At 69.5% G+C, this 18,371-nt stretch carries 20 protein-coding genes, 1 tRNA gene and 1 riboswitch; of the genes, 11 read left to right on the top strand and 10 right to left on the bottom strand.

Annotation, left to right across the window (positions count from 1 at the left end; genetic code table 11):
* Positions 1 to 10 precede the first annotated feature (10 nt).
* The 3 genes from ABD798_RS34535 to ABD798_RS34525 are packed head-to-tail and all read left to right on the top strand — an operon-like array spanning position 11 to position 2,721.
* Positions 11 to 1,693 (top strand): MOSC domain-containing protein, encoded by a 1,683-nt coding sequence (locus tag ABD798_RS34535; protein ID WP_344884866.1) that lies wholly within the window; start codon positions 11 to 13, stop codon positions 1,691 to 1,693.
* Positions 1,690 to 2,520, top strand: coding sequence for an aminoglycoside phosphotransferase family protein (locus ABD798_RS34530; RefSeq protein ID WP_344884863.1), 831 nt, complete (start codon positions 1,690 to 1,692; stop codon positions 2,518 to 2,520). The genes ABD798_RS34535 and ABD798_RS34530 overlap by 4 nt, the downstream gene beginning before the upstream one ends.
* Before the next feature lie 48 nt (positions 2,521 to 2,568).
* Positions 2,569 to 2,721 (top strand): hypothetical protein, encoded by a 153-nt coding sequence (locus ABD798_RS34525; protein ID WP_344884860.1) that lies wholly within the window; start codon positions 2,569 to 2,571, stop codon positions 2,719 to 2,721.
* Here ABD798_RS34525 and ABD798_RS34520 read toward each other — a convergent pair.
* Positions 2,699 to 3,184 (bottom strand): DinB family protein, encoded by a 486-nt coding sequence (locus tag ABD798_RS34520; RefSeq protein WP_344884857.1) that lies wholly within the window; start codon positions 3,182 to 3,184, stop codon positions 2,699 to 2,701. The genes ABD798_RS34525 and ABD798_RS34520 overlap by 23 nt on opposite strands.
* 10 nt (positions 3,185 to 3,194) lie before the next feature.
* The gene (locus ABD798_RS34515) at positions 3,195 to 4,034 is read right to left on the bottom strand and encodes a bifunctional 5,10-methylenetetrahydrofolate dehydrogenase/5,10-methenyltetrahydrofolate cyclohydrolase (RefSeq protein WP_344884854.1); all 840 of its coding nucleotides are present in this window, start codon (positions 4,032 to 4,034) and stop codon (positions 3,195 to 3,197) included.
* Between the two features lie 29 nt (positions 4,035 to 4,063).
* Positions 4,064 to 4,156, bottom strand: a riboswitch (ZMP/ZTP riboswitch).
* 422 nt (positions 4,157 to 4,578) lie between these two features.
* Between ABD798_RS34515 and ABD798_RS34510 the strand changes: the two genes are divergently transcribed.
* Positions 4,579 to 5,766 carry an HNH endonuclease signature motif containing protein gene (locus ABD798_RS34510; protein WP_344884851.1) on the top strand — a complete coding sequence of 396 codons (1,188 nt, stop codon included), beginning with the start codon at positions 4,579 to 4,581 and terminating at the stop codon, positions 5,764 to 5,766.
* Here the strand turns inward: ABD798_RS34510 and ABD798_RS34505 are convergent.
* Positions 5,763 to 6,632: an SDR family oxidoreductase gene (locus tag ABD798_RS34505; RefSeq protein ID WP_344884848.1), complete on the bottom strand. Its 870-nt coding sequence runs from the start codon at positions 6,630 to 6,632 to the stop codon at positions 5,763 to 5,765. The genes ABD798_RS34510 and ABD798_RS34505 overlap by 4 nt on opposite strands.
* Positions 6,633 to 6,848: 216 nt before the next feature.
* Between ABD798_RS34505 and ABD798_RS34500 the strand changes: the two genes are divergently transcribed.
* Both ABD798_RS34500 and ABD798_RS34495 read left to right on the top strand, forming a co-directional pair.
* Positions 6,849 to 8,030 (top strand): Cmx/CmrA family chloramphenicol efflux MFS transporter, encoded by a 1,182-nt coding sequence (locus ABD798_RS34500; protein ID WP_344884845.1) that lies wholly within the window; start codon positions 6,849 to 6,851, stop codon positions 8,028 to 8,030.
* 33 nt (positions 8,031 to 8,063) lie between these two features.
* On the top strand, positions 8,064 to 8,504 hold the full coding sequence (locus ABD798_RS34495; protein ID WP_344884842.1) for a DoxX family protein: 441 nt from the start codon (positions 8,064 to 8,066) through the stop codon (positions 8,502 to 8,504).
* A gap of 52 nt (positions 8,505 to 8,556) precedes the next feature.
* Here the strand turns inward: ABD798_RS34495 and ABD798_RS34490 are convergent.
* Positions 8,557 to 8,629 (bottom strand) — tRNA-Leu (locus ABD798_RS34490).
* Between the two features lie 370 nt (positions 8,630 to 8,999).
* Between ABD798_RS34490 and trpS the strand changes: the two genes are divergently transcribed.
* Positions 9,000 to 10,019, top strand: coding sequence for a tryptophan--tRNA ligase (trpS, locus tag ABD798_RS34485; RefSeq protein WP_344884839.1), 1,020 nt, complete (start codon positions 9,000 to 9,002; stop codon positions 10,017 to 10,019).
* 161 nt (positions 10,020 to 10,180) lie between these two features.
* On the opposite strand, the gene ABD798_RS34480 is transcribed toward trpS, so the two are convergent.
* Positions 10,181 to 11,110 (bottom strand): LysR family transcriptional regulator, encoded by a 930-nt coding sequence (locus tag ABD798_RS34480; RefSeq protein WP_344884836.1) that lies wholly within the window; start codon positions 11,108 to 11,110, stop codon positions 10,181 to 10,183.
* Positions 11,111 to 11,187: 77 nt separating this feature from the next.
* Between ABD798_RS34480 and ABD798_RS34475 the strand changes: the two genes are divergently transcribed.
* The 4 genes from ABD798_RS34475 to ABD798_RS34460 are packed head-to-tail and all read left to right on the top strand — an operon-like array spanning position 11,188 to position 14,806.
* A complete protein-coding gene (locus tag ABD798_RS34475) occupies positions 11,188 to 11,895 on the top strand; it encodes a succinate dehydrogenase cytochrome b subunit (protein WP_344884834.1) in 708 nt (235 codons plus the stop codon).
* Positions 11,896 to 13,824, top strand: coding sequence for a fumarate reductase/succinate dehydrogenase flavoprotein subunit (locus ABD798_RS34470; RefSeq protein WP_344884831.1), 1,929 nt, complete (start codon positions 11,896 to 11,898; stop codon positions 13,822 to 13,824).
* Positions 13,821 to 14,567, top strand: coding sequence for a succinate dehydrogenase/fumarate reductase iron-sulfur subunit (locus tag ABD798_RS34465; RefSeq protein ID WP_344884828.1), 747 nt, complete (start codon positions 13,821 to 13,823; stop codon positions 14,565 to 14,567). Before ABD798_RS34470 ends, ABD798_RS34465 begins: the two co-directional genes overlap by 4 nt.
* An 8-nt stretch (positions 14,568 to 14,575) precedes the next feature.
* Positions 14,576 to 14,806: an RNA-binding S4 domain-containing protein gene (locus tag ABD798_RS34460; RefSeq protein ID WP_344884825.1), complete on the top strand. Its 231-nt coding sequence runs from the start codon at positions 14,576 to 14,578 to the stop codon at positions 14,804 to 14,806.
* Here ABD798_RS34460 and ABD798_RS34455 read toward each other — a convergent pair.
* The 5 genes from ABD798_RS34455 to ABD798_RS34435 form a co-directional block, all read right to left on the bottom strand.
* Positions 14,803 to 15,297, bottom strand: coding sequence for a DUF3558 family protein (locus tag ABD798_RS34455; protein WP_344884822.1), 495 nt, complete (start codon positions 15,295 to 15,297; stop codon positions 14,803 to 14,805). The genes ABD798_RS34460 and ABD798_RS34455 overlap by 4 nt on opposite strands.
* 45 nt (positions 15,298 to 15,342) lie before the next feature.
* Complete coding sequence (locus ABD798_RS34450; RefSeq protein WP_344884819.1) at positions 15,343 to 15,993, bottom strand: biliverdin-producing heme oxygenase; 651 nt, start codon at positions 15,991 to 15,993, stop codon at positions 15,343 to 15,345.
* A gap of 122 nt (positions 15,994 to 16,115) precedes the next feature.
* A complete protein-coding gene (locus ABD798_RS34445) occupies positions 16,116 to 16,721 on the bottom strand; it encodes a TetR/AcrR family transcriptional regulator (RefSeq protein WP_344884816.1) in 606 nt (201 codons plus the stop codon).
* 16 nt (positions 16,722 to 16,737) lie between these two features.
* Positions 16,738 to 17,184 (bottom strand): cupin domain-containing protein, encoded by a 447-nt coding sequence (locus ABD798_RS34440; protein ID WP_344884813.1) that lies wholly within the window; start codon positions 17,182 to 17,184, stop codon positions 16,738 to 16,740.
* A 7-nt stretch (positions 17,185 to 17,191) separates the two neighbouring features.
* Positions 17,192 to 17,923 (bottom strand): SDR family NAD(P)-dependent oxidoreductase, encoded by a 732-nt coding sequence (locus tag ABD798_RS34435; protein ID WP_344884810.1) that lies wholly within the window; start codon positions 17,921 to 17,923, stop codon positions 17,192 to 17,194.
* Positions 17,924 to 18,371: the final 448 nt, after the last annotated feature.

Here is an 18,371-nt window from a genome sequence, read left to right as displayed (position 1 = left end):
ATTTCCAGTCATGCGGCTCGACGGGGTGTATCGGTATCCGGTGAAGGGTTTCGCCGGGCAGGAGGTGCCTGAGGCGGCGCTGCTGCCTGGGCGCGGAGTGCCCTTCGATCGGCAGCTCGCCGTGGCGCACGGCGGCCAGGACGTGGCCGACGGCGGAGCGTGGACCTCGTGCCACGCGTTCGTGCGCACCGGGCCGTATCGGGGGCTCCCGCTGTTCGGCGTGGACTTCGACGGCACGGCGCTCTCGATGAGCCGCCCCGGTGGCACGCCGGTGGCCTTCCCGTTGGACGACCTCGCGCGCGCCTCCCTTGAACTGGCGGAGTGGTTTCCCGGCACGACGCCGCGCCTGGTGCGCGCGGGTAACGGGTACTGGGACTACTCCGACGCCTCGGTTTCGTTGATCAACACCGCGACGATCGCGGCGTTGGGGCACGGCATCGACCCGCTGTCCTTCCGCGCCAACTTCTACCTGTCCGACCTGGAGCCGTGGGCGGAGTTCGGCCTCGTCGGCAGGCGCATCCGGATCGGGGAGGCCGAGCTGGAGGTGCTGCGGCCGATCGACCGCTGCTCGACCACGTCTGTCCACCCCACCACGGGCGAGGAGATCACCAACGTTCCCGCCTTGCTGGCGCGGGACTTTGGGCACATCTACTGCGGCGTCTACGCGCGCGTCGTCGTCGGCGGACGTGTTGCGCCGGGTGACTCGGTCGTCGATCTCGGACCTGCCCCTGAAGCCGCTCGCGCGGGCACCGAGCCGTACAACGCGCCGCCCACCGCGCAGTGGCCTCGGCCGGCTCGCGTGGCGCGGCGAGTGGTGGAGAGCCCGTCGGTGACGAGCTTGTGGCTGACCGATCCGCTCGCCGCCCTTCGGCCGGAACCGCTTGCCGGGCAGCACATTCGCATCCACCACAGTGGACGGTGGAGGGCTTACACGATCTCCGCCGTCGACGGTGATCAGCTCCGGATCAGCGTGAAGCGCGACGGGGTGATGTCCACGCTGTTGCAGTCCGCCGTTGAGGAGCTGGTGATCACCGGGCCGTTCGGGCACGTGGTCCTGGACTCCGACCCTTCGCCGTTGTTGTTGGTGAGCGCGGGGATCGGGATCACGCAGATGCTGCCGATGCTCCGCGCGGCGGGGGATCGGCCGGTGACGTTGCTGCACGCGGCGCGCGAGGAGTCCCCGGCGTTGTGGGCCGAGGCTCGGTCGCTGCTTCCCGCTGCCCGGTTGTTCCGGAGCCCGAACCGTTTGGACGCGGAAACCGTTGCGGCTGCGGCTGATCCGTCGAGTTCGGTGTACCTGTGCGGACCGGTCGAGTTCATGCGCGCGATGCGTGAAGCCCTTGTGGCGTCAGGTGTTCCGGACTCGCGCGTGCGCCAGGAGGTGTTCGTCTCGCCGCTGGCGTCCTCGGGTGAACGGACGCCGCCGCCCTCGCCCGGGCCGTTCCGCGTGCTGTTCGCCGGGAGCGGGGTCGAGGCGCAATGGAAAGCGGAGTGCGGCACCTTGCTGGAACTCGCTGAGCAGGCCGGGGTCGCCGTGCCGTCCAGCTGCCGCGCGGGCGCGTGTGACACGTGCGTACAGCGGCTGAGCGGGGGTTCGACCGCGTACCTCGCCGAGCCGGTGCTCAGGCCCGCGCCCGATCGGGTCCTATTGTGTTGCTCCGTTCCGACCAGTGATGTGACTATCGACGCGTGACGGTGGATGACTCGATTCGGCGCAAGTTCACGGTCCGGTTCGGACCAGCCGTGGGGGAGTGGCTCGACGCGCTGCCCGCGCTCGTCGAATCGCTGTGCGCGCGGTGGAACCTCACCGTTGAGCACGCCATCGCGGTGGGTGGCACGTCGCGCGTGTTCCGGTGCCGCCGCGAGGACGGCTCGCGCGCGTTCCTGAAGCTCACCCCCGACCGCGAGGTCGCCACGACCGAGCTGACCGCTCTGCGTGCTTGGCGGCGATCACCGCACATGGTGGACGTTCTCGTTGCCGACGTCGACGCGGGCGCGCTGCTGCTGCCCGCCATCGCGCCGGGGACCATGATCGAGGACGAGCCCGAGCTGATCCCGTTCGAGGTGCTGCGCTCGTTGCGCGAGGACGTCGACCTGCCCGCCGGGCTACCGCACCTCTCGGACCGCGTGCGGTTCATGGCGGAGCTGACCGTGCGTCGCGCTCCCGAGCTGGAGTCCTTGACCGGCAAGGGGATCGAGCTGACCGAAGGCGGCGTTCAGGGGCTCGTGCACGGCGACCTGCACGGGCGCAACGTGCTGCGCGGACCGCACGGGCTCGTCGCCATCGACCCGCGCCCGACCATCGGCGACCTCACCTTCGACCTCGTCGACTGGGCGCTGGCCCCCGGTGTCGCCACGCGGGAGGAGTTGGAGCGGCGCATCACCAGGATCACCGCAGGACTGTCCTATGTGGACGGTGAGCGGCTGCTGGCGTGGTGCTCCGCCGTCGCCGTCATCATCGCCGCGACCCTGCGGCCCGGCGCGCAGCGCGACTTCCTGGTGGAACTGGCGCAGCGGTAGGTAGTTCCACGGATGTCGTGCGTCCGGGGTGTGTCCGACGCTCAGCGCATGTCGAGAGAGGGCCGAGCGGCCGCGTACGCGTTACTGGCGGTTGTCGCGCTGAGCGTCCCCGTCGTCCTGGTTCTGCTGCTCCAGGAAGTCTTCATGCTGACGATCGCCTACTGGCTGGCTCCGTTGCTCAACCTGTTGAGCCGTCGGTGAGCTCGCGGGAGATGTCGAGGTGCCCGGCGTGCCGCGCGTACTCCTGGAGCACGTGGAACAAGATCCAGCCCAGGGTGGGGCGGTCGTCCTCGGAGAACCGGCCGCCCGCCCGCGCCACCTCGGTCAGCTCCGCGCTCGCGGCGATCTCCCGGGAGTGCGCGCACTGCTCGTGGAAGAACGCCAGCACCTCGGCGGTCGGCCGCTCCGGCGTCCAGTTCCCGCTGTCACCCCACGGGCTGTCCACCTGCTCGGCGCGGAAACCCCAGCGCAGCCACCGCCGCTCCATGTGCGCGAGGTGGTTGACCAGGCCGATCGGCGTCCAGCCCGACGGCACGCGCGAGGACCGCAGCTCGGCCTCGCCCAGCCCGTCGATCTTGCGCAGCACCTCGGAGCGGTAGAAGTCGAGGTACCCCGCCAGCAGCTCGGCGGGGTCCCCCAACGTGATCTCGGGCTCGTCGTCCATGCCCCGAAGACTACGACGCGGCGAAGGCGGCGGTGACCGTCTGCTCCAGCAGCAGCGCGATCGTGGTCGGACCGACCCCGCCCGGCACCGGAGTGATCAGCGACGCGTGCGGCAGCGCCTCGGCGTAAGCCACGTCACCCACGTTGCCCTCGTTGTAGCCCGCGTCGATCACCACCGCGCCCGGCTTGATCCAGTCGCCCTTGACGAACTCCGGCTTGCCGACCGCCGCCACCACGATGTCCGCCGTGCGCACGATCGACGGCAGGTCCCGCGTGCGCGAATGGCACACCGTGACCGTGGCGTCCTTGGCCAGCAACAACATCGCGGCCGGCTTGCCCAGGATCGGGCTGCGGCCGATCACCACCGCGTGCTTGCCGCTCGGCTCGACGCCGTAGTCCTCCAGCAACCGCATGATCCCGCCCGGCGTGCACGAGGCGAACCCCGGCTCACCGAAGGACATCGCCGCGAACGAGTGCATCGTCACGCCGTCCACGTCCTTGCCCGGCGCGATCGCCTCGAACGCCGCCCGCTCGTCGATGTGCGCCGGAACGGGGTGCTGCAACAGGATCCCGTGCACCGACGGGTCCTCGGAGAGCTCCCGCACCGCCGCGACGAGCTGCTCCGTCGTGGTCTCCTCCGGCAACGGCACGTGGCGCGAGGTGATCCCCGCCTTCGCGCAGCGGTTGCGCTTCATCTTCACGTAGGTCACCGACGCCGGGTCGTCACCGACGATCACCGTCGCCAGGCACGGCTTGGTACCGGTGAGCCGTTCGAACTCGGCTGCGCGCTCGGCGGTGGCCTTCACGATCGTCGCGGCGAGATCGGTGCCGGGCATGGAACGACTGGTCACGGGGGCTCCCTGGGGTGGCGTGGTCGTGGTCTGCTCACCCAGGCGCGCGGCTGGGACCGGTGTGGCCGGTCGGGCCGCTCCCCGGTGGTGACCCACCTTCAGCGCCAGTCACGGCCCGGACGGGAGTTTACGCGGTGGTGTGGTCGGGCTTTGGGGTTGGGGTTCCTGGTCGCGCCGGTATCAGCTGGGGGTGCGGTTGGGTGTGTGGGGCGCGCCGGTGCCTGCGGGGGTCGGCTTGACCTGGGGGCCCTTGCGCGTGCCCCTGGGCCTTACAGGGGCACGGGATGAAGCACCCGGCCCTCGCGCGAGCGTATGGCACGCGCACCCCAGGTAAAGCCGACGGTTCCAGCCGCGTGTCGCGTTTTGTTTGGGGCGCCTGGGCTGGGTGTCGCTGAGAGTTAGTCCACTGTGGACAGTGCTCGAATGTGCTCGGTTTTGTGCTGGTGGTATTACGGGTTGGAACCGTTGGCAGACAGGGGAATCACCCGCTGGTACTTCGCCATTTCCGTCTCCTCTTTCTACTATTGAAGGAGGAGGGGAACATATGGAGATCACTGATTTTATAGATCATCTCACAGGGTTGCAGCCGTATCAGCTGCCGGAGGAAGAGATCCTGCCGACGTTGCAGGAACTGGAGACGGTGCAGCGGATGGTGGTCGCGGTCATGGCCGACCTGGCGGCCGAAGCCGAGACCCGGAGTCTGCATGTGGTGCACGGGTGCCGGAGCTTGGCGGTGTTGTTACGGGACACTCTGGTGTTGTCGCCGTATGAGGCCCGGCGGCGGGCGCGGTTGGTGAAAGAACTGCCGTCGCTGCCTGAGACGGCGAGGGCGTTGCGGGACGGCGACATCCAGGCGGAGCATGTGTTCGTCATCTCTGACACCCTCCGTGCCTTGCCCGCTGAACACCGTGAGGACGCTGAGCGGGAGTTGGCCAAGCATGCCCGCACGTTGAACCACAAGGAGTTGGAGAAGGCCGGGAAGTATGTGCGGGCGTTGCTGGATCCCGACGGTGTCTTCACAGAGGAGCAGGACAGCATCACCAAACGGGGCTTGAAGGCGCATCAGGACGCCAACGGGAACACGGTCATCCGGGGCGTGCTGGACCCCGAGGCGGGTGAGGCGTTCATGACCGCGATGCAGTCCCTGGCCAAACCTCGCAAGGATGATGATCGGACACCGGAGCAGCGCAACGCCGATGCCCTGGTCGAGTTGGTGCGGGTGGCGATGGCTTCTCAGGGGTTGCCGATGCAGGGCGGGGAGCGACCGCAGGTGATCATCACGATCTCCTACGAAGCCCTCCTCGCTGGGCTCTCGGTCGGGTGGACATCGTGGAGCGGGCCGCTGTCGGCGCAGTTGGTGCGCAAGATTGCCTGCGACGCCACCGCCATCCCCATCGTCCTCGACGGCAACGGGGTGCCCTTGGACTACGGGCGGGAGAAACGCGCCGCGCCGAAAGCGCTCCGGAAGGCACTGGCGGTGCGGGACAAGGGGTGTGCCTTCCCGGGCTGCGACCGGCCTCCGGCATGGACGGAAGCCCATCATGTCGTGCATTGGATCAATGGGGGCGAGACGAGCCTGGGCAACATGGTCCTGCTGTGCTCACATCACCACCACGTCATCCACCAGCAAGAGTGGGAGATCGTCTTCGACGCGGGGTTGCCGGTGTTCCTGCCGCCCGCCTGGATCGACCCGGCACGGGAGCCACGCAGGAACATCCGGCTCGCGGGCTAGGTGGTCAGCAGGTCGGCAAGGCTCGCTCGGTGGGTGTCGGCGACCTCGGCGGCGCCGCGCGGCGGGGTCACGCCCAGCTCGGCGAGGCGGTCGGTGCGGAGGGTGGCGCGCAGCGGGCGGGTCGGCCAGTGGGGGCGTGGGGTGGGGCGGATCAGCTCGGTGGGGGCGCCGACGGCCTCGGCCAGCAGGCGGGACCAGGCTAGCTTGGTGTGCTGCTCCTGCGGGGCGATGTGGACGATTCCCTTGGCGCCCAACGTGATCAGGTCGGCGAAGCAGCGGGCGACGTCGTCGACGAACGCGGGTTGGCGGATCTCCTCGTCGTCGGTGCGGACCTCCTCGCCGCGCGCGAGCTTGGTCAGGACCTGGGCGGGCCAGGTGGGGCGCGGCTGGGAGCCGAGGCCGTAGAGGAGGGGGACTCGGACGATGAGCGCTGAACCTGCGGCCTGCTCGGCGGCGAGTTTGGAGCGGCCGTACTCCTGAGCGGGGGTGGGGGAATCGGTTTCGCGGTAGCCGCCGTCGCCGTCGCCCGCGAAGACCCAGTCGGTTGACACGTGGAGGAGGCGAGCGCCGATGCGCGTTGCCTGAGTGGCGACCAGCTCGGTGCCGTCGACGTTGACCAGCCGTGCCAGGTCGGGGTCCTTCTCGCACTGGGCGACGTCGGGGATGGCGGCGCAGTGCACGACGACCTCGGGCTCCGTGCGGGCGAAGACCTCGGCGACGGACTCGGCGCTGGTGATGTCCAGGCGCTCGCCGCCGGAGTTCTTGTTGTGGTGGCACGGGATCACGGTGTGTCCGGTGCCTTCGAGCCGCTGCCGCACTGCCGTGCCGAGGAGTCCGCTGGCGCCGGTGATCAGAACTCGGGTCATGCGCTCAGCTTAAGGACTCGACACGGTCTGCTAGCGTTTTCCTCGTGTCGAGCCCCGAGGCCTCCAGAGCCTAGCCACCGGTAGTCCGGTGGCTGCTTTCTGACACCCACCGGATCGCCGCGTCGTGGACCGCGGTCGACCTCCTTTCCTTTTCTGTCTGTGCTCCCGCGGTCCTTTTCCGGGTTTGAATCCGCAAAAGCAGGGAGTCGCTTCGTCATGCCCTTCGCCGTCTACGTGCTGGGGGTGGCGGTCTTCGCCATCAGCACGTCCGAATTCATGCTGTCGGGCCTCGTGCCCGCCATCGCAACGGACCTCGTGGTCTCCATCCCGGACGCGGGGATGCTGACCTCGGCGTTCGCCATCGGCATGGTCGTCGGCGGTCCGCCGCTGGCCGTGCTGACGATGCGCTGGGAGCGCCGCCGCGCGCTCGGCGCGTTCCTCGTCGTCTTCGCCGTCGTGCACGTGGTCGGGGCGCTGTCCTCCGACTACGCGGTGCTGATGGTGACCCGCGTGCTCGGAGCGCTCGCGTGCGCCGGGTTCTGGGCGGTTGCGGCCGTCGCCGCGATCAGCATGGCCGGGGAGAACGCCAAAGCCCGCGCGATGTCGGTCGTGGTCGGCGGAACCACGCTCGCGTGCGTCGCGGGCGTGCCCGGAGGAGCCTTCCTCGGGCAGCACCTCGGCTGGCGCGCAGCCTTCTGGGCGGTCGCGGTCCTGTCGGCGCTGTCGGTGATCGCTGTGCTGGCCACGCTGCCGAAGAGCGCGCCGGAGCCCGTCGGGCGCATCGAACTGAGGCCGTTGTTCAGCAAGCCGCTGCTCGTCGCGTACGCGCTCAACGCGTTGGTCCAGGGCGCGACGTTCTGCACCTTCACGTACCTGGCGCCGCTGGTCACAGAGGTCGCGGGGCTCGGAGAAGGATGGGTTCCGGGCACGTTGGTGCTCTTCGGCCTCGGGGCGTTCATCGGCATCACGGTGGGCGGGCGCATCGCCGACGCGAGGCCGATGACCGTGCTCGGAGCCGGGATGGTCGCGCTCGCGCTCGGGTGGGCCGTGCTGGCGCTGACCGCGGGCAACCCCGTGGTGGCGGTGGGGCTGGTGTTCCTCCAGGGACTGCTCGCCTTCGGCATCGCACCCGTGCTGACCTCGCGGGTCTTCTACCTGGCCGGGTTCGCGCCGACCCTGGCGGGCGGGTTCAGCACGGCCGCTTTCAACGTCGGCAACACCGTGGGGCCGTGGTTCGGCGGGTTGGCCATCGACGCCGGCCTCGGCTTCCGGGCCCCGGTGTGGGTCAGCGCGGCGATGATGATCTTGGCATTGGGCGTGTTCGCGCTCGGCCGGACAAAGTCCACCAAGAAAGTCCGGGGCGGTGTCGATCCGCGCCCGGCCCGTTCGACGCACTAGTAGAAGCGAGGACACGAACCAGGAGGACACGTCATGGCTGCGAACACCACCACCCAGGTCAACGCCCCACTGATCAGCAAGGCGAAGCTGGAAGCGGGGGTGCTGGCGGGCGTGCGGCTCGTGGTGTCCTTCCTGTTCATCAGCCACGGCGGCCAGGGCACCTTCGGGTGGTTCGGCGGCGTCGACGGAGCCGGCGGCGCGACGCCGTTCGGCGTGTGGCCGGGCTACTACGCCGGGGTGATCGAGATGGTCGGCGGCGCGCTGATCCTGATCGGGCTGTTCACCAGGTACGCGGCGGTGCTCTGCTCCGGGGTGATGGCCTACGCCTACTTCGTCGTGCACCAGCCGATGGGCCTGCACCCGCTGTCGAACATGGGTGAGCTGGCCGCGATCTACAGCTGGGTGTTCCTGCTGATCGCGGTGTTCGGGCCGGGCGCGCTGGCCCTGGACAACCTGCGGCGCTCGCGGCGCTGAGCCGAGCTGGGGTGGGAGGGCCCGAGGCGACACCGCCTCGGGCCCTCCGCCGTGCCCCCGCCGGGATTCGAACCTGGACTGGCCGCGTCCTGAACGCGGTGCCTCTGCCGTTGGGCTACGGGGGCTTGGCACAAAGAAAAACCGCCCTGACCGGGATTCCGGTGGGCGGCTTCCGCGAGCTGGCGCAGTGGTCAGGTCGAGGAGGCCGCCGAGGGCAGCAGAACGAGCGACAGAAGGTGCTTGATGTTCATGACTGTCTCCTTCTCGCTCGGTGTGTGCGGCCATCATCACCGGGGCGCGCCCTGGACCGCAACGGGTTTTCCCGGTGTACCCTCCGAGCATGCTTCGCAGCGCGTGTCTCGGCTGGTGGCGCTCCACTTAGGAGCGGCACCCCTTTCGCGCACGACACGGGCCGTTCGGATGAGCGGCCCTTTTTCGTTCCCTGGCAGGGGTGCGGCCGTCATCTCGCGGCCCCACCACCGACAGGAGAACACCATGACCAGCGCACTGCTGGAACAGTCCGTCGTCGAGACGCCGTCGAGCTTCCGCGTGCTCACCGGGGACCGGCCGACCGGGCGGCTGCACCTCGGGCACTACTTCGGCACGCTGCACAACCGCATCCGGCTGCAACGCCTCGGGGTCGAGGTGATGCTGATCATCGCCGACTACCAGGTGCTGACCGATCGGGACCTCGCCGAGCGGCTGCCCGAGCACGTCGAGGACCTGGTGCTGGACTACCTCGCGGCCGGCTTCGACCCCGGGCGCGGCACCGTGTTCGCGCACAGCGCCGTGCCCGCGCTCAACCAGTTGCTGCTGCCGTTCCTGAGCCTCGTCTCGACCGCCGAGCTGAGCCGCAACCCCACGGTCAAGGACGAGATCGCGCACTCGCGGCAGGCCGCCGTGAGCGGGCTGATGTTCACCTACCCCGCGCACCAGGCGGCGGACATCCTGTTCTGCAAGGCCAATCTCGTGCCCGTGGGCCAGGACCAGCTGCCGCACCTGGAACTGACGCGGACCATCGCCAGGCGCTTCAACGACCGCTACGGCAAGGTCTTCCCCGAGCCCGCGCCGATGCTGTCGGCCGCGCCGCTGCTGCTGGGCACAGACGGCACGAAGATGAGCAAGAGCCGGGGCAACGCGATCTCCCTGTCCGCCACCGCTGACGAGACCGCGCGGCTGATCAAGGGTGCGAAGACCGATGTCGAGCGGCACATCACCTACGAGCCGCAGCGTCGCCCCGAGGTCTCCAGCCTCGTGCTCCTGGCTTCGCTGTGCCAGGACCGCGATCCGCACGAGGTTGCCGAGGAGATCGGCTCCGGCGGGGCGGCGGCGTTGAAGCGGACCGTCACGTCGGCGGTGAACGAGTTCCTCGCGCCGATCAGAGCCCGACGTACCGAGCTGGCAAGGGATCGCCGCTATCTCCGACAGGTGCTGCGCGTGGGCAACGCGCGCGCCAACGAGATCGCGGACTCCACGCTCGCCGAGGTGAGGCGGGCGATGCGCACGGTGTACTAGTCCCTGTCCTGTAGCGACAGCAAGCCCCCGCAAGGCCGCTGGGTTTGCGGCGGTTAACGATGATCAGCAGCGGGGTTTGGTGGTCTTGAAGACGCCCCAACCCCCGCTGGCACCGTGACCGGGATGCACGGCGCAACCACTTACGGGACAAGCTCTAGTCGCTAGCCGAGCAGGGGGTGGACGCCGGGCGGGAGGGTGCCCGCGGTGGCGGTGAAGTGGTCCAGCAGCGTCGCGCGGAACGCCCGGCCCGCGTTGGTCGGGGCGGTGTCGGCGCGCTGGGCCAGCGCGATGGTGCGGCTCATTCCCGGTGGCGCCAAAGGGGTTCCGCGCAGCAAGGGGCGGGCGGCGAGCACCATGCTCGGCACGATCGCCAGGCCGAGACCGGCCTCGACGAAGCGCAGCACGGCGTCCATCTCACCGCCCTCCACCGCGAACACCGGCTCGAAACCCTCGCGGTGGCACGCCTCCAGGGTGACCTGGCGCAGGTCGTAGCCCTGGCGGAACATCACCAGCGGGCGCTCGCGCAGCTCGGCCAGGCGCAGGTGGCGGCGGCGGGTCGGCGGGGGCGCGGATGCGGGGGAGGCCACCACGAGGTCCTCGCGCAGGATCGGCGTGGTGGCGAGCGGACCGGGCGCGCGGGGCTCGGCGGCGATCACCAGCGCCAGGTCCAGCTCGCCCCGGTTCAGCGCGCCGACGAGGTCCTGCGAGCCGCCCTCCTCGACGATCAGCCGGATGCCGGGGTAGCTGTCGTGGAAGCGGCGCAGCACGTCGGCGAAGATGCTCGCGCACAGGCTCGGCGGCGCGCCGACCCGCACCCGCCCGCGCCGCAGCCCGGCCAGCTCGCCGACTTCGAGGCTCGCGGTGTCCACATCGGACAGGATGCGCTCGGCGATCGGCAGCAGCGCCTCACCCGCCGCCGTGAGCGCGATGTTGCCGCGCAGCCGGGTGAACAGCTCCGCGCCGAGCTCCTCCTCCAGGGCGCGGACCTGCTTGCTGAGTGAGGGTTGCGCCACACCGGCCTCCTCGGCGGCCCTGGTGAAGTGCCGGGTCCTGGCCACCGCGAGGAAGTACCTGAGCTGCTGCAACGTCATGACGATAGTTTAGGGCTATCGAGATGAGTCTGACGATGTATTGGACTTATCGAACGGGGCGCTCCTAGCGTCGGGGCGTGTCCCGAACCACCACCACCGCATCCCGAGGCACCGCATCCCGAGGTGTCGCAGCCCTGTGGCGATCAACGGTCGGCAAGAAGGCCGTGATGGCCGTCTCCGGCGTGGCACTGCTGGGTTTCGTCGTCGCCCACATGATCGGCAACCTCAAGGTCTTCCTCGGCCCCGAGTCGATCGACGGCTACGGTCGCTGGCTGCGCGCCATCGGCTCCGCCTTGCTGGGCAACGAAGGCGTGCTGTGGGTGCTGCGCATCGGCCTGGTCGTGATGATCGTGCTGCACATGACCGCCGCCGTCCAGCTCGCCCGTCGTGCTCGCGCCGCCCGCCCGGAGCACTACCGCTCCCGCAGGCCGGTACAGGGCAGCTACGCCGCGCGGACCATGCGCTGGGGTGGCGTGATCATCGTGCTGTTCGTGGTCTACCACCTGCTGGACCTGACGGCCGGCGTGCTCAACCCGCACGGTGTGCACGGCGAGATCTACCGCAACGTCACGGCTGATTTCCAGCTCTGGTATGTGACGCTGGCCTACACGGTCGCGGTTCTGGCTCTGGGGCTGCACATCCGGCACGGCATCTGGAGCGCTTTGCAAACGCTCGGTGTGACCAGCGCGCGCGTCGTGCAGACCGCCGCGCTCGGCTTCGCCGTGGTGATCTGCGTCGGGTACCTGTCGGTTCCGTTCGCCGTTCTCTTTGGGCTGGTGAGGTAAATGCACTTCTACACCGAGGGATCGCCGATCCGCGACGAGAAGGCTCCCGATGGACCGATCGAAACGCGTTGGGACAGAAGGAGATTCGGTGCGAAGCTGGTCAACCCCGCCAACAAGCGCAAGCTGACGGTGATCGTCGTCGGCACCGGGCTCGCCGGGGGATCGGCCGCCGCGACGCTCGGCGAGCTGGGCTACAACGTGAAGTCCTTCTGCTACCAGGACAGCCCGCGCCGCGCGCACAGCATCGCCGCGCAGGGCGGCATCAACGCGGCGAAGAACTACCGCAACGACGGCGACAGCGTCTACCGGTTGTTCTACGACACGGTGAAGGGCGGTGACTTCCGCGCTCGCGAGTCCAATGTGTACAGACTCGCGCAGATCAGCGTGGAGATCATCGACCAGTGCGTCGCGCAGGGCGTTCCGTTCGCTCGCGAGTACGGCGGCCTGCTCGACACGCGATCCTTCGGCGGAGCCCAAGTCTCGCGGACGTTCTACGCGCGCGGACAAACCGGCCAGCAGCTGCTGCTCGGCGCTTACCAGGCGTTGGCGCGCCAGATCGCCGCTGGGCGGGTGGAGATGCACCCGCGCACGGAGATGCTGGACCTGATCGTCGTCGACGGCCGAGCGCGCGGAGTTGTCGTACGGGACATGGTCACCGGTGAGGTCTCCACGCACTTCGCCGACGCCGTCGTGCTCGCGACGGGCGGCTACGGCAATGCCTTCTACCTGTCGACGAATGCCAAGGGCTGCAACACAACCGCGATCTGGCGGGCGCACCGGCGCGGGGCGCTGATGGCGAACCCGTGCTACACGCAGATCCACCCGACGTGCATCCCGGTCAGCGGTGAGCACCAGTCGAAGCTGACCCTGATGAGTGAGTCGCTGCGCAACGACGGCCGCGTGTGGGTGCCCACGGTCAGCGGGGATGCTCGCGCCGCCAACGACATTCCTGAGGCCGAGCGGGACTACTACCTCGAAAGGATCTACCCGAGCTTCGGCAACCTGGTCCCGCGCGACATCGCCTCCCGCGCCGCGAAGCACGTGTGCGACGAGGGGCGCGGCGTCGGGCCTGGCGGGCTCGGCGTGTACCTGGACTTCGCCGACGCGATCAGGCGACTCGGGCGCGCGGCCGTGGAAGCCAAGTACGGCAACCTCTTCGAGATGTACCAACGCATCACCGGTGAGGACCCGTACGAGGTGCCGATGCGGATCTACCCCGCCGTGCACTACACGATGGGCGGGCTGTGGGTGGACTACGACCTGCGCAGCACCATCCCCGGGCTGTTCGTGATCGGCGAGGCGAACTTCTCCGACCACGGCGCGAACCGGCTCGGCGCGAGCGCGCTGATGCAGGGCTTGGCCGACGGGTACTTCGTGCTGCCCAACACGATCGGCGACTACCTCGCTGACGGTCCGTTCGAGACGGTCGACGCCGCGCACCCCGAGGTCGCCGCAGCCGTGTCGGAGGTGGTGGACCGGATCACCGCGCTGCTGCTGGTGAACGGTGACCGCACGGTCGACTCCTTCCACCGCGAACTGGGCCACATCATGTGGGAGCACTGCGGGATGGAGCGCACCGAGGAGGGGCTGCGCAAGGCGCTGGAGCTGATCCTCGCGCTGCGCGAGGAGTTCTGGCGCCGCGTCAAGGTGCCAGGCAGCGGGGAGGGGCTGAACCAGTCGCTGGAGAAGGCGGGCCGCGTTGCGGACTTCTTCGAGCTGGCCGAGCTGATGTGCGTGGACGCGTTGCACCGCACCGAGTCCTGCGGCGGGCACTTCCGCGCCGAGAGCCAGACCCCCGACGGGGAGGCCATGCGCGATGACGCGGACTTCTCCTACGTGGCCGCGTGGGAGTACGCGACGCCGCCGGTGCTGCACCGCGAACAGCTGACCTTCGACCACGTCGAGCCCACCCAACGGAGCTACAAGTGAGACTGACACTGCGCATCTGGCGACAGTCCACACAGGACGACGGCCACCTGGTCGACTACCGGCTCGACGACGTCTCCGAGGACATGTCGTTCCTGGAGATGCTGGACGTGCTCAACGAGGAGCTGATCCTCGCAGGGGACGAGCCGGTGGCCTTCGACCACGACTGCCGCGAGGGCATCTGCGGCATGTGCGGCATGATGATCAACGGCGTCGCGCACGGGCCGGAGCGGGCCACCACCGCCTGCCAGCTGCACATGCGGCACTTCGCCGACGGCGCCACGATCACCATCGAACCCTGGCGCGCCAAGCCCTTCCCGGTCGTCAAGGACCTCGTGGTGGACCGCTCGGCCTTCGACCGGATCATCGAGGCCGGCGGCTACGTCAGCGCTCCGACCGGCAGCGCCCCGGACGCGCACGCCGTCTCCGTGCCCAAGCCGGATGCCGACACCGCCTTCGAGTCCGCCGCGTGCATCGGCTGCGGAGCCTGCGTCGCGGCCTGCCCCAACGGCTCCGCGATGCTGTTCACCGCCGCGAAGATCACCCACCTCGGCGTGCTCCCGCAGGGCCAGCCGGAGCGCGACTCCCGCGTGCTCGACATGGTCCAGGCGCACGACGACCTCGGCTTCGGCGGCTGCACCAACACCGGCGAGTGCACGGCCGTGTGCCCCAAGGGCATCCCGCTCGCCTCGATCGGGCGGCTCAACCGGGACCTGCTGCGCGCGTCGTTGCGCCCCCGGCGTTAGATGGGCGCATGAGCATCCGCGAGGTGGAGATCTCCGACGAGTCCATCCGGCTCGGCCAGTTCCTGAAGCTGGCAGGGCTGGCCGAGGACGGGGTGCACGCGCGGTCGCTGATCGAGGACGGCGAGATCACCGTCAACGGTCGCGAGGAACTGCGGCGTGGCAAGCAGTTGGTGCACGGCGACGTGGTCGAGGTGCTCGTCCAGGGCGAGAAGGCCCGCCTGGTCTCGCGCGCGCCCTAGCCTGCGGGGATGTTGCCGAGCACGACCTCGGCGGCCTTGCGGCCCAGCGCGCACGCTCCCTCGGGCTTGTTGTTCGCCACGATCTGGAAGACGAGGTAGTGGTCGTCGGCGGGCGCCAGGTAGTAGCGGCAGGACTTGGTGTTGATCTCCAACTCGCCTGCCGGGTAGCCCCTCACCCTGCCGTCCTTGTCGCCCTCCCGGAGCACGGTCTTGACGGCCTCGTCGTCCTTGTGCAACTGGAGGTCGAACGTGGTGCCCTCGCTGTCGGCCCAGTAGCAGGTGGTCGGTGACTGGGCGCGGCCCTCGCGGGGGAAGCCGGAGGCGTCCGACCTGGCCGACACCAGGCCGAGTTCACCCGCCTGCTGCGCGGTGAGCATCGAGCACGGCTTGGTGGTGGCGACGGCCAGCGGCCTCTCACCGAGCTCGGACCGCGCTCCGCAGCCGGTGAGCAGCGTCAACGCCGCCAGTGACACCCACAGCCGTCCCCGCACAGCGCGTTCCTCTCGCCGGTGATCTCGCGGGGGCGAGGCTACCGGTCAGCAGAAGCGCGCGCCGAGCTCCTCGAAGATCGCGGTGTTCAGCTCGAAGGCCAGCCGGGACTCGGCGGCGATGCGGTGCTGCTCCTCGGCGCTCCACGGCGCCTCGTCCAGCAGCCTGCGGTAGTGCGCCTTGAACACCGGCGCCTTGGGGATGCCGGGGAAGCGGTAGAAGCTCAGCCCGGTCTCCTCGGTCAGCCCGAGGTGGCGGCCCAGCAGCGTGCGCAGGATCTGCCCGCCGGAGAGATCGCCGAGGTAGCGGGTGTAGTGGTGGGCGACGAACCCGCCCGCCCAGTCGAAGCACACCTCGTGGATGCGCTCGCAGTAGCGCAGCGTCGCCTCGCCGGGGGTGATCCGCTCGCGCCAGTCCGGGCCGATCAACGCGGTGAGGTCCCTGACCAGCGAGGGCAGCCGGGTCAGCTCGTCGTGCACGAAGGGACCCGCGACCGGGTCGGTCCGCATGAGCTCGGCGGCCTGCTCCAGCGCCTCGTAGAAGAAGTAGTGCTGGGAGACCATCGCCGTGTAGCCCTCGACCGGCAGCGTGCCGTTCGCGAGCGCGCCGATCACCGGGGTGCGCTCGGCCCGCCGGTGCGCCTCGTCGGTGGCTTCCTTGATCAGCTCGGCGAAGCCCGTCGCTTCCGTGGTCGCCATGCCGCCTCCTCAGCTTGTTCTGACAGTATGTCACATCATTCTGACGAGGCGTCAGGAAAAGACCTACTTAGGTGAACCTAACCTGAGAGGTGGAGGGGTGGCAAGGCCCCGAACGGTGGCGCTCAGCGCCTGCGCGGCAGTTTGCGCGCCGACCCGTCCTCGGCCAGCCGCGCGCCCACCGCGCGCAGCACGAACAGCGTGGTCAGCTCGGCGTTCTCGGCGCCGCCGGAGAGGCAGGCGTTGACCAGCGGGATCAGGCCGTCGACATCGGCCTCCGGCAGGTAGCCCTGGTCGATCCCGGCGCGCAGCACCGCGCGCAGCTCCTGCTCCAGATCGCGCACGTGCCCGATCACCTGGCCGTAGGCCGACTGCGGCAGCAGCGAGCGCAGCGCGGGCCCCGGCGGGATGTGGTGCGCGGCGACCTCGCGCAGCTGGAAGCGGACGTAGGTGGCCAGCCTGCGCACCGGATCGTCCACTTCGGACAGTGCGGCGCGCAGGCGCACCACGTAGCTCTCGGTCTCCGCCGCCGCGTAGGCGACGAGCAGGGCTTCCTTGTCCGGGAAGTGGTTGTACATGGCCGTGCGCCCGACCCCCGCCGCCGAGGCGATGTCCGCCAGGGTGATCCGGTCGAACCCGCGCTCGTACATCAACCCCGCGAACGCCTCGAAGATCCGCTGCCGGGTCTGTTCCCGGTGCGCGGCGAGGGAGCCCCCGATGATCTTCGGCACGTGTTCAGCGTACCGCTCAGAACCGGCACAGCCCGCCGATCTCCTCGGCGTGCTCGGGATAGGCCGCCGACAGCTCCTCGGCCCTGCCGAAGTCCACCGAGTCCTCGGAGTACGGCGGCGACATGAACGTGCCCAGCAGGCTCCACTCGCCCGTGCTGCGGCTGCCCTGCCAGACCCCCGGCGGCACCACGACCTGAGGGCGCTGCCCGGCGGCCAGGTCCGGCCCGAGCACCGGTCGTTCCACGCGGCCGTCCGGGTGCAGCAACACCATCTGCGCCGGGTCGCCCGCGTGGTAGCTGAAGATCTCCAGGTGCTTCAGCCGGTGCATGCCGGAGAAGTCCTGCGCGGTCATCAGGTAGTAGATGCCCGAGCAGTCCTCGCTGAGCCAGGTCTGCGCCCAGAAACCGCCCTCCACCGGCAACGGCTGGAGCCCGAGCGCTTCGACGATCTCGTGGTACGTCACGTTGTCCCTACCAGGTCGGGTGTGTGGACACTCCACCGTCCACGACGAGATTCTGCCCCGTGATCCACTCGGCGAGCGGCGAGGCCAGGAACACGCACGCGTTGCCCACGTCCTCCGGAGTGCCGAGCCGGTGCAGCGGGGCCGCCGCGTGCCAGCGCGCCACACCCTCCGGCCACTGCTCCTCGATCCCCTCGCGGCCGATGAGCCCCGGCGAGACCGCGTTGCACCGAATGCCGAGACGCCCGTACTCCAACGCCGCGGCCTTGGTGTGCATGATGACCGCCGCTTTGGTGGTCGCGTAGGCGGCGTGGCCCTCCGCGGGGTGCGTGCCCTCGATCGAGGCGATCGTGATGACCGCGCCGCGCTTCATGGTCGTGACCGCGGCTTGGGTCAAGGCGAACACCGCGTTGAGGTTCGTGTCGACGATCGCGTTCCACTCTTCGGTGGTTGTTTCTTTGAGCGGGCGGACCGTTTGCACGGCGGCGTTGTTGACGAGGACGTCGATGCGGCCGACACGGTCGAGCATGGCTTGTCGTTGAGCGGGGTTCGTGAGGTCCGCTTGTGCTGTCGTGGCACCGATTTCTTCGGCGAGCGCTTGAGTTGTGCTCGCGCTGCGGTGGTAGTGCGCGATCACCTCGGCTCCCGCGGCGGCGAAGCACCTGGCGATGCCCGCGCCGATGTTGCCGCCCGCGCCGGTGATGAGGACGCGTTGTCCGTCGAGGTTGATCACGGTGGTCATTATGGCTGCTTTGGTGGGGGTTCGGCTGGGGTGGCTGGGTTTCCGCGTGGCTGGGCTTCCGGCTTGGGAGGGCTGGGGTTCCGGTTTGGGGACGGGTGGTTTCCAGCGTGGGGATGGCTGGGGTTCCAGGCCGGGGACGGCTGAACTTCCGGGTCGGGGACGGCTGGACTTCCGGGTCGGGGACGGCTGGACTTCCGGGTCGGGGACGGCTGGACTTCCAGCTTGCACCGGCTGGGCTTCCAGCGGGGGTACGGCTGGGGTTCCGGCTTGCACCGGCTGGGCTTCCGGGTCGGGGACGGCTGGACTTCCAGCTTGGGAAAGGCTGGAGCCTTTAGCTCTTTCCAGCGGGGTACGGCTGCGCTTCCAGGTCGGGGACGGCTGGGGGTTTCAGGTGGCACCGGATGTCAGTGGCGGTGGGGTGCGTGGGGCGTGGTGGTTCCAGCGTGGG

Origin of the sequence: Allokutzneria multivorans (assembly GCF_039537405.1) — a bacterium.
Lineage (GTDB): Bacteria > Actinomycetota > Actinomycetes > Mycobacteriales > Pseudonocardiaceae > Allokutzneria > Allokutzneria multivorans.
The sequence above is the reverse complement of the archived record's forward strand: the minus strand, read 5'-3'. Positions and strand labels throughout refer to the sequence as shown.

Excerpts from the sequence above, each read along its gene's own strand:
- ABD798_RS34535 (WP_344884866.1), top strand. The coding sequence starts at position 11 with ATGCGGCTCGACGGGGTGTATCGGTATCCGGTGAAGGGTTTCGCCGGG.
- ABD798_RS34525 (WP_344884860.1), top strand. The coding sequence starts at position 2,569 with ATGTCGAGAGAGGGCCGAGCGGCCGCGTACGCGTTACTGGCGGTTGTC.
- ABD798_RS34520 (WP_344884857.1), bottom strand. The coding sequence starts at position 3,184 with ATGGACGACGAGCCCGAGATCACGTTGGGGGACCCCGCCGAGCTGCTG.
- ABD798_RS34510 (WP_344884851.1), top strand. The coding sequence starts at position 4,579 with ATGGAGATCACTGATTTTATAGATCATCTCACAGGGTTGCAGCCGTAT.
- ABD798_RS34505 (WP_344884848.1), bottom strand. The coding sequence starts at position 6,632 with ATGACCCGAGTTCTGATCACCGGCGCCAGCGGACTCCTCGGCACGGCA.
- ABD798_RS34500 (WP_344884845.1), top strand. The coding sequence starts at position 6,849 with ATGCCCTTCGCCGTCTACGTGCTGGGGGTGGCGGTCTTCGCCATCAGC.
- ABD798_RS34495 (WP_344884842.1), top strand. The coding sequence starts at position 8,064 with ATGGCTGCGAACACCACCACCCAGGTCAACGCCCCACTGATCAGCAAG.
- trpS (WP_344884839.1), top strand. The coding sequence starts at position 9,000 with ATGACCAGCGCACTGCTGGAACAGTCCGTCGTCGAGACGCCGTCGAGC.
- ABD798_RS34480 (WP_344884836.1), bottom strand. The coding sequence starts at position 11,110 with ATGACGTTGCAGCAGCTCAGGTACTTCCTCGCGGTGGCCAGGACCCGG.
- ABD798_RS34470 (WP_344884831.1), top strand. The coding sequence starts at position 11,896 with ATGCACTTCTACACCGAGGGATCGCCGATCCGCGACGAGAAGGCTCCC.
- ABD798_RS34460 (WP_344884825.1), top strand. The coding sequence starts at position 14,576 with ATGAGCATCCGCGAGGTGGAGATCTCCGACGAGTCCATCCGGCTCGGC.
- ABD798_RS34450 (WP_344884819.1), bottom strand. The coding sequence starts at position 15,993 with ATGGCGACCACGGAAGCGACGGGCTTCGCCGAGCTGATCAAGGAAGCC.
- ABD798_RS34435 (WP_344884810.1), bottom strand. The coding sequence starts at position 17,923 with ATGACCACCGTGATCAACCTCGACGGACAACGCGTCCTCATCACCGGC.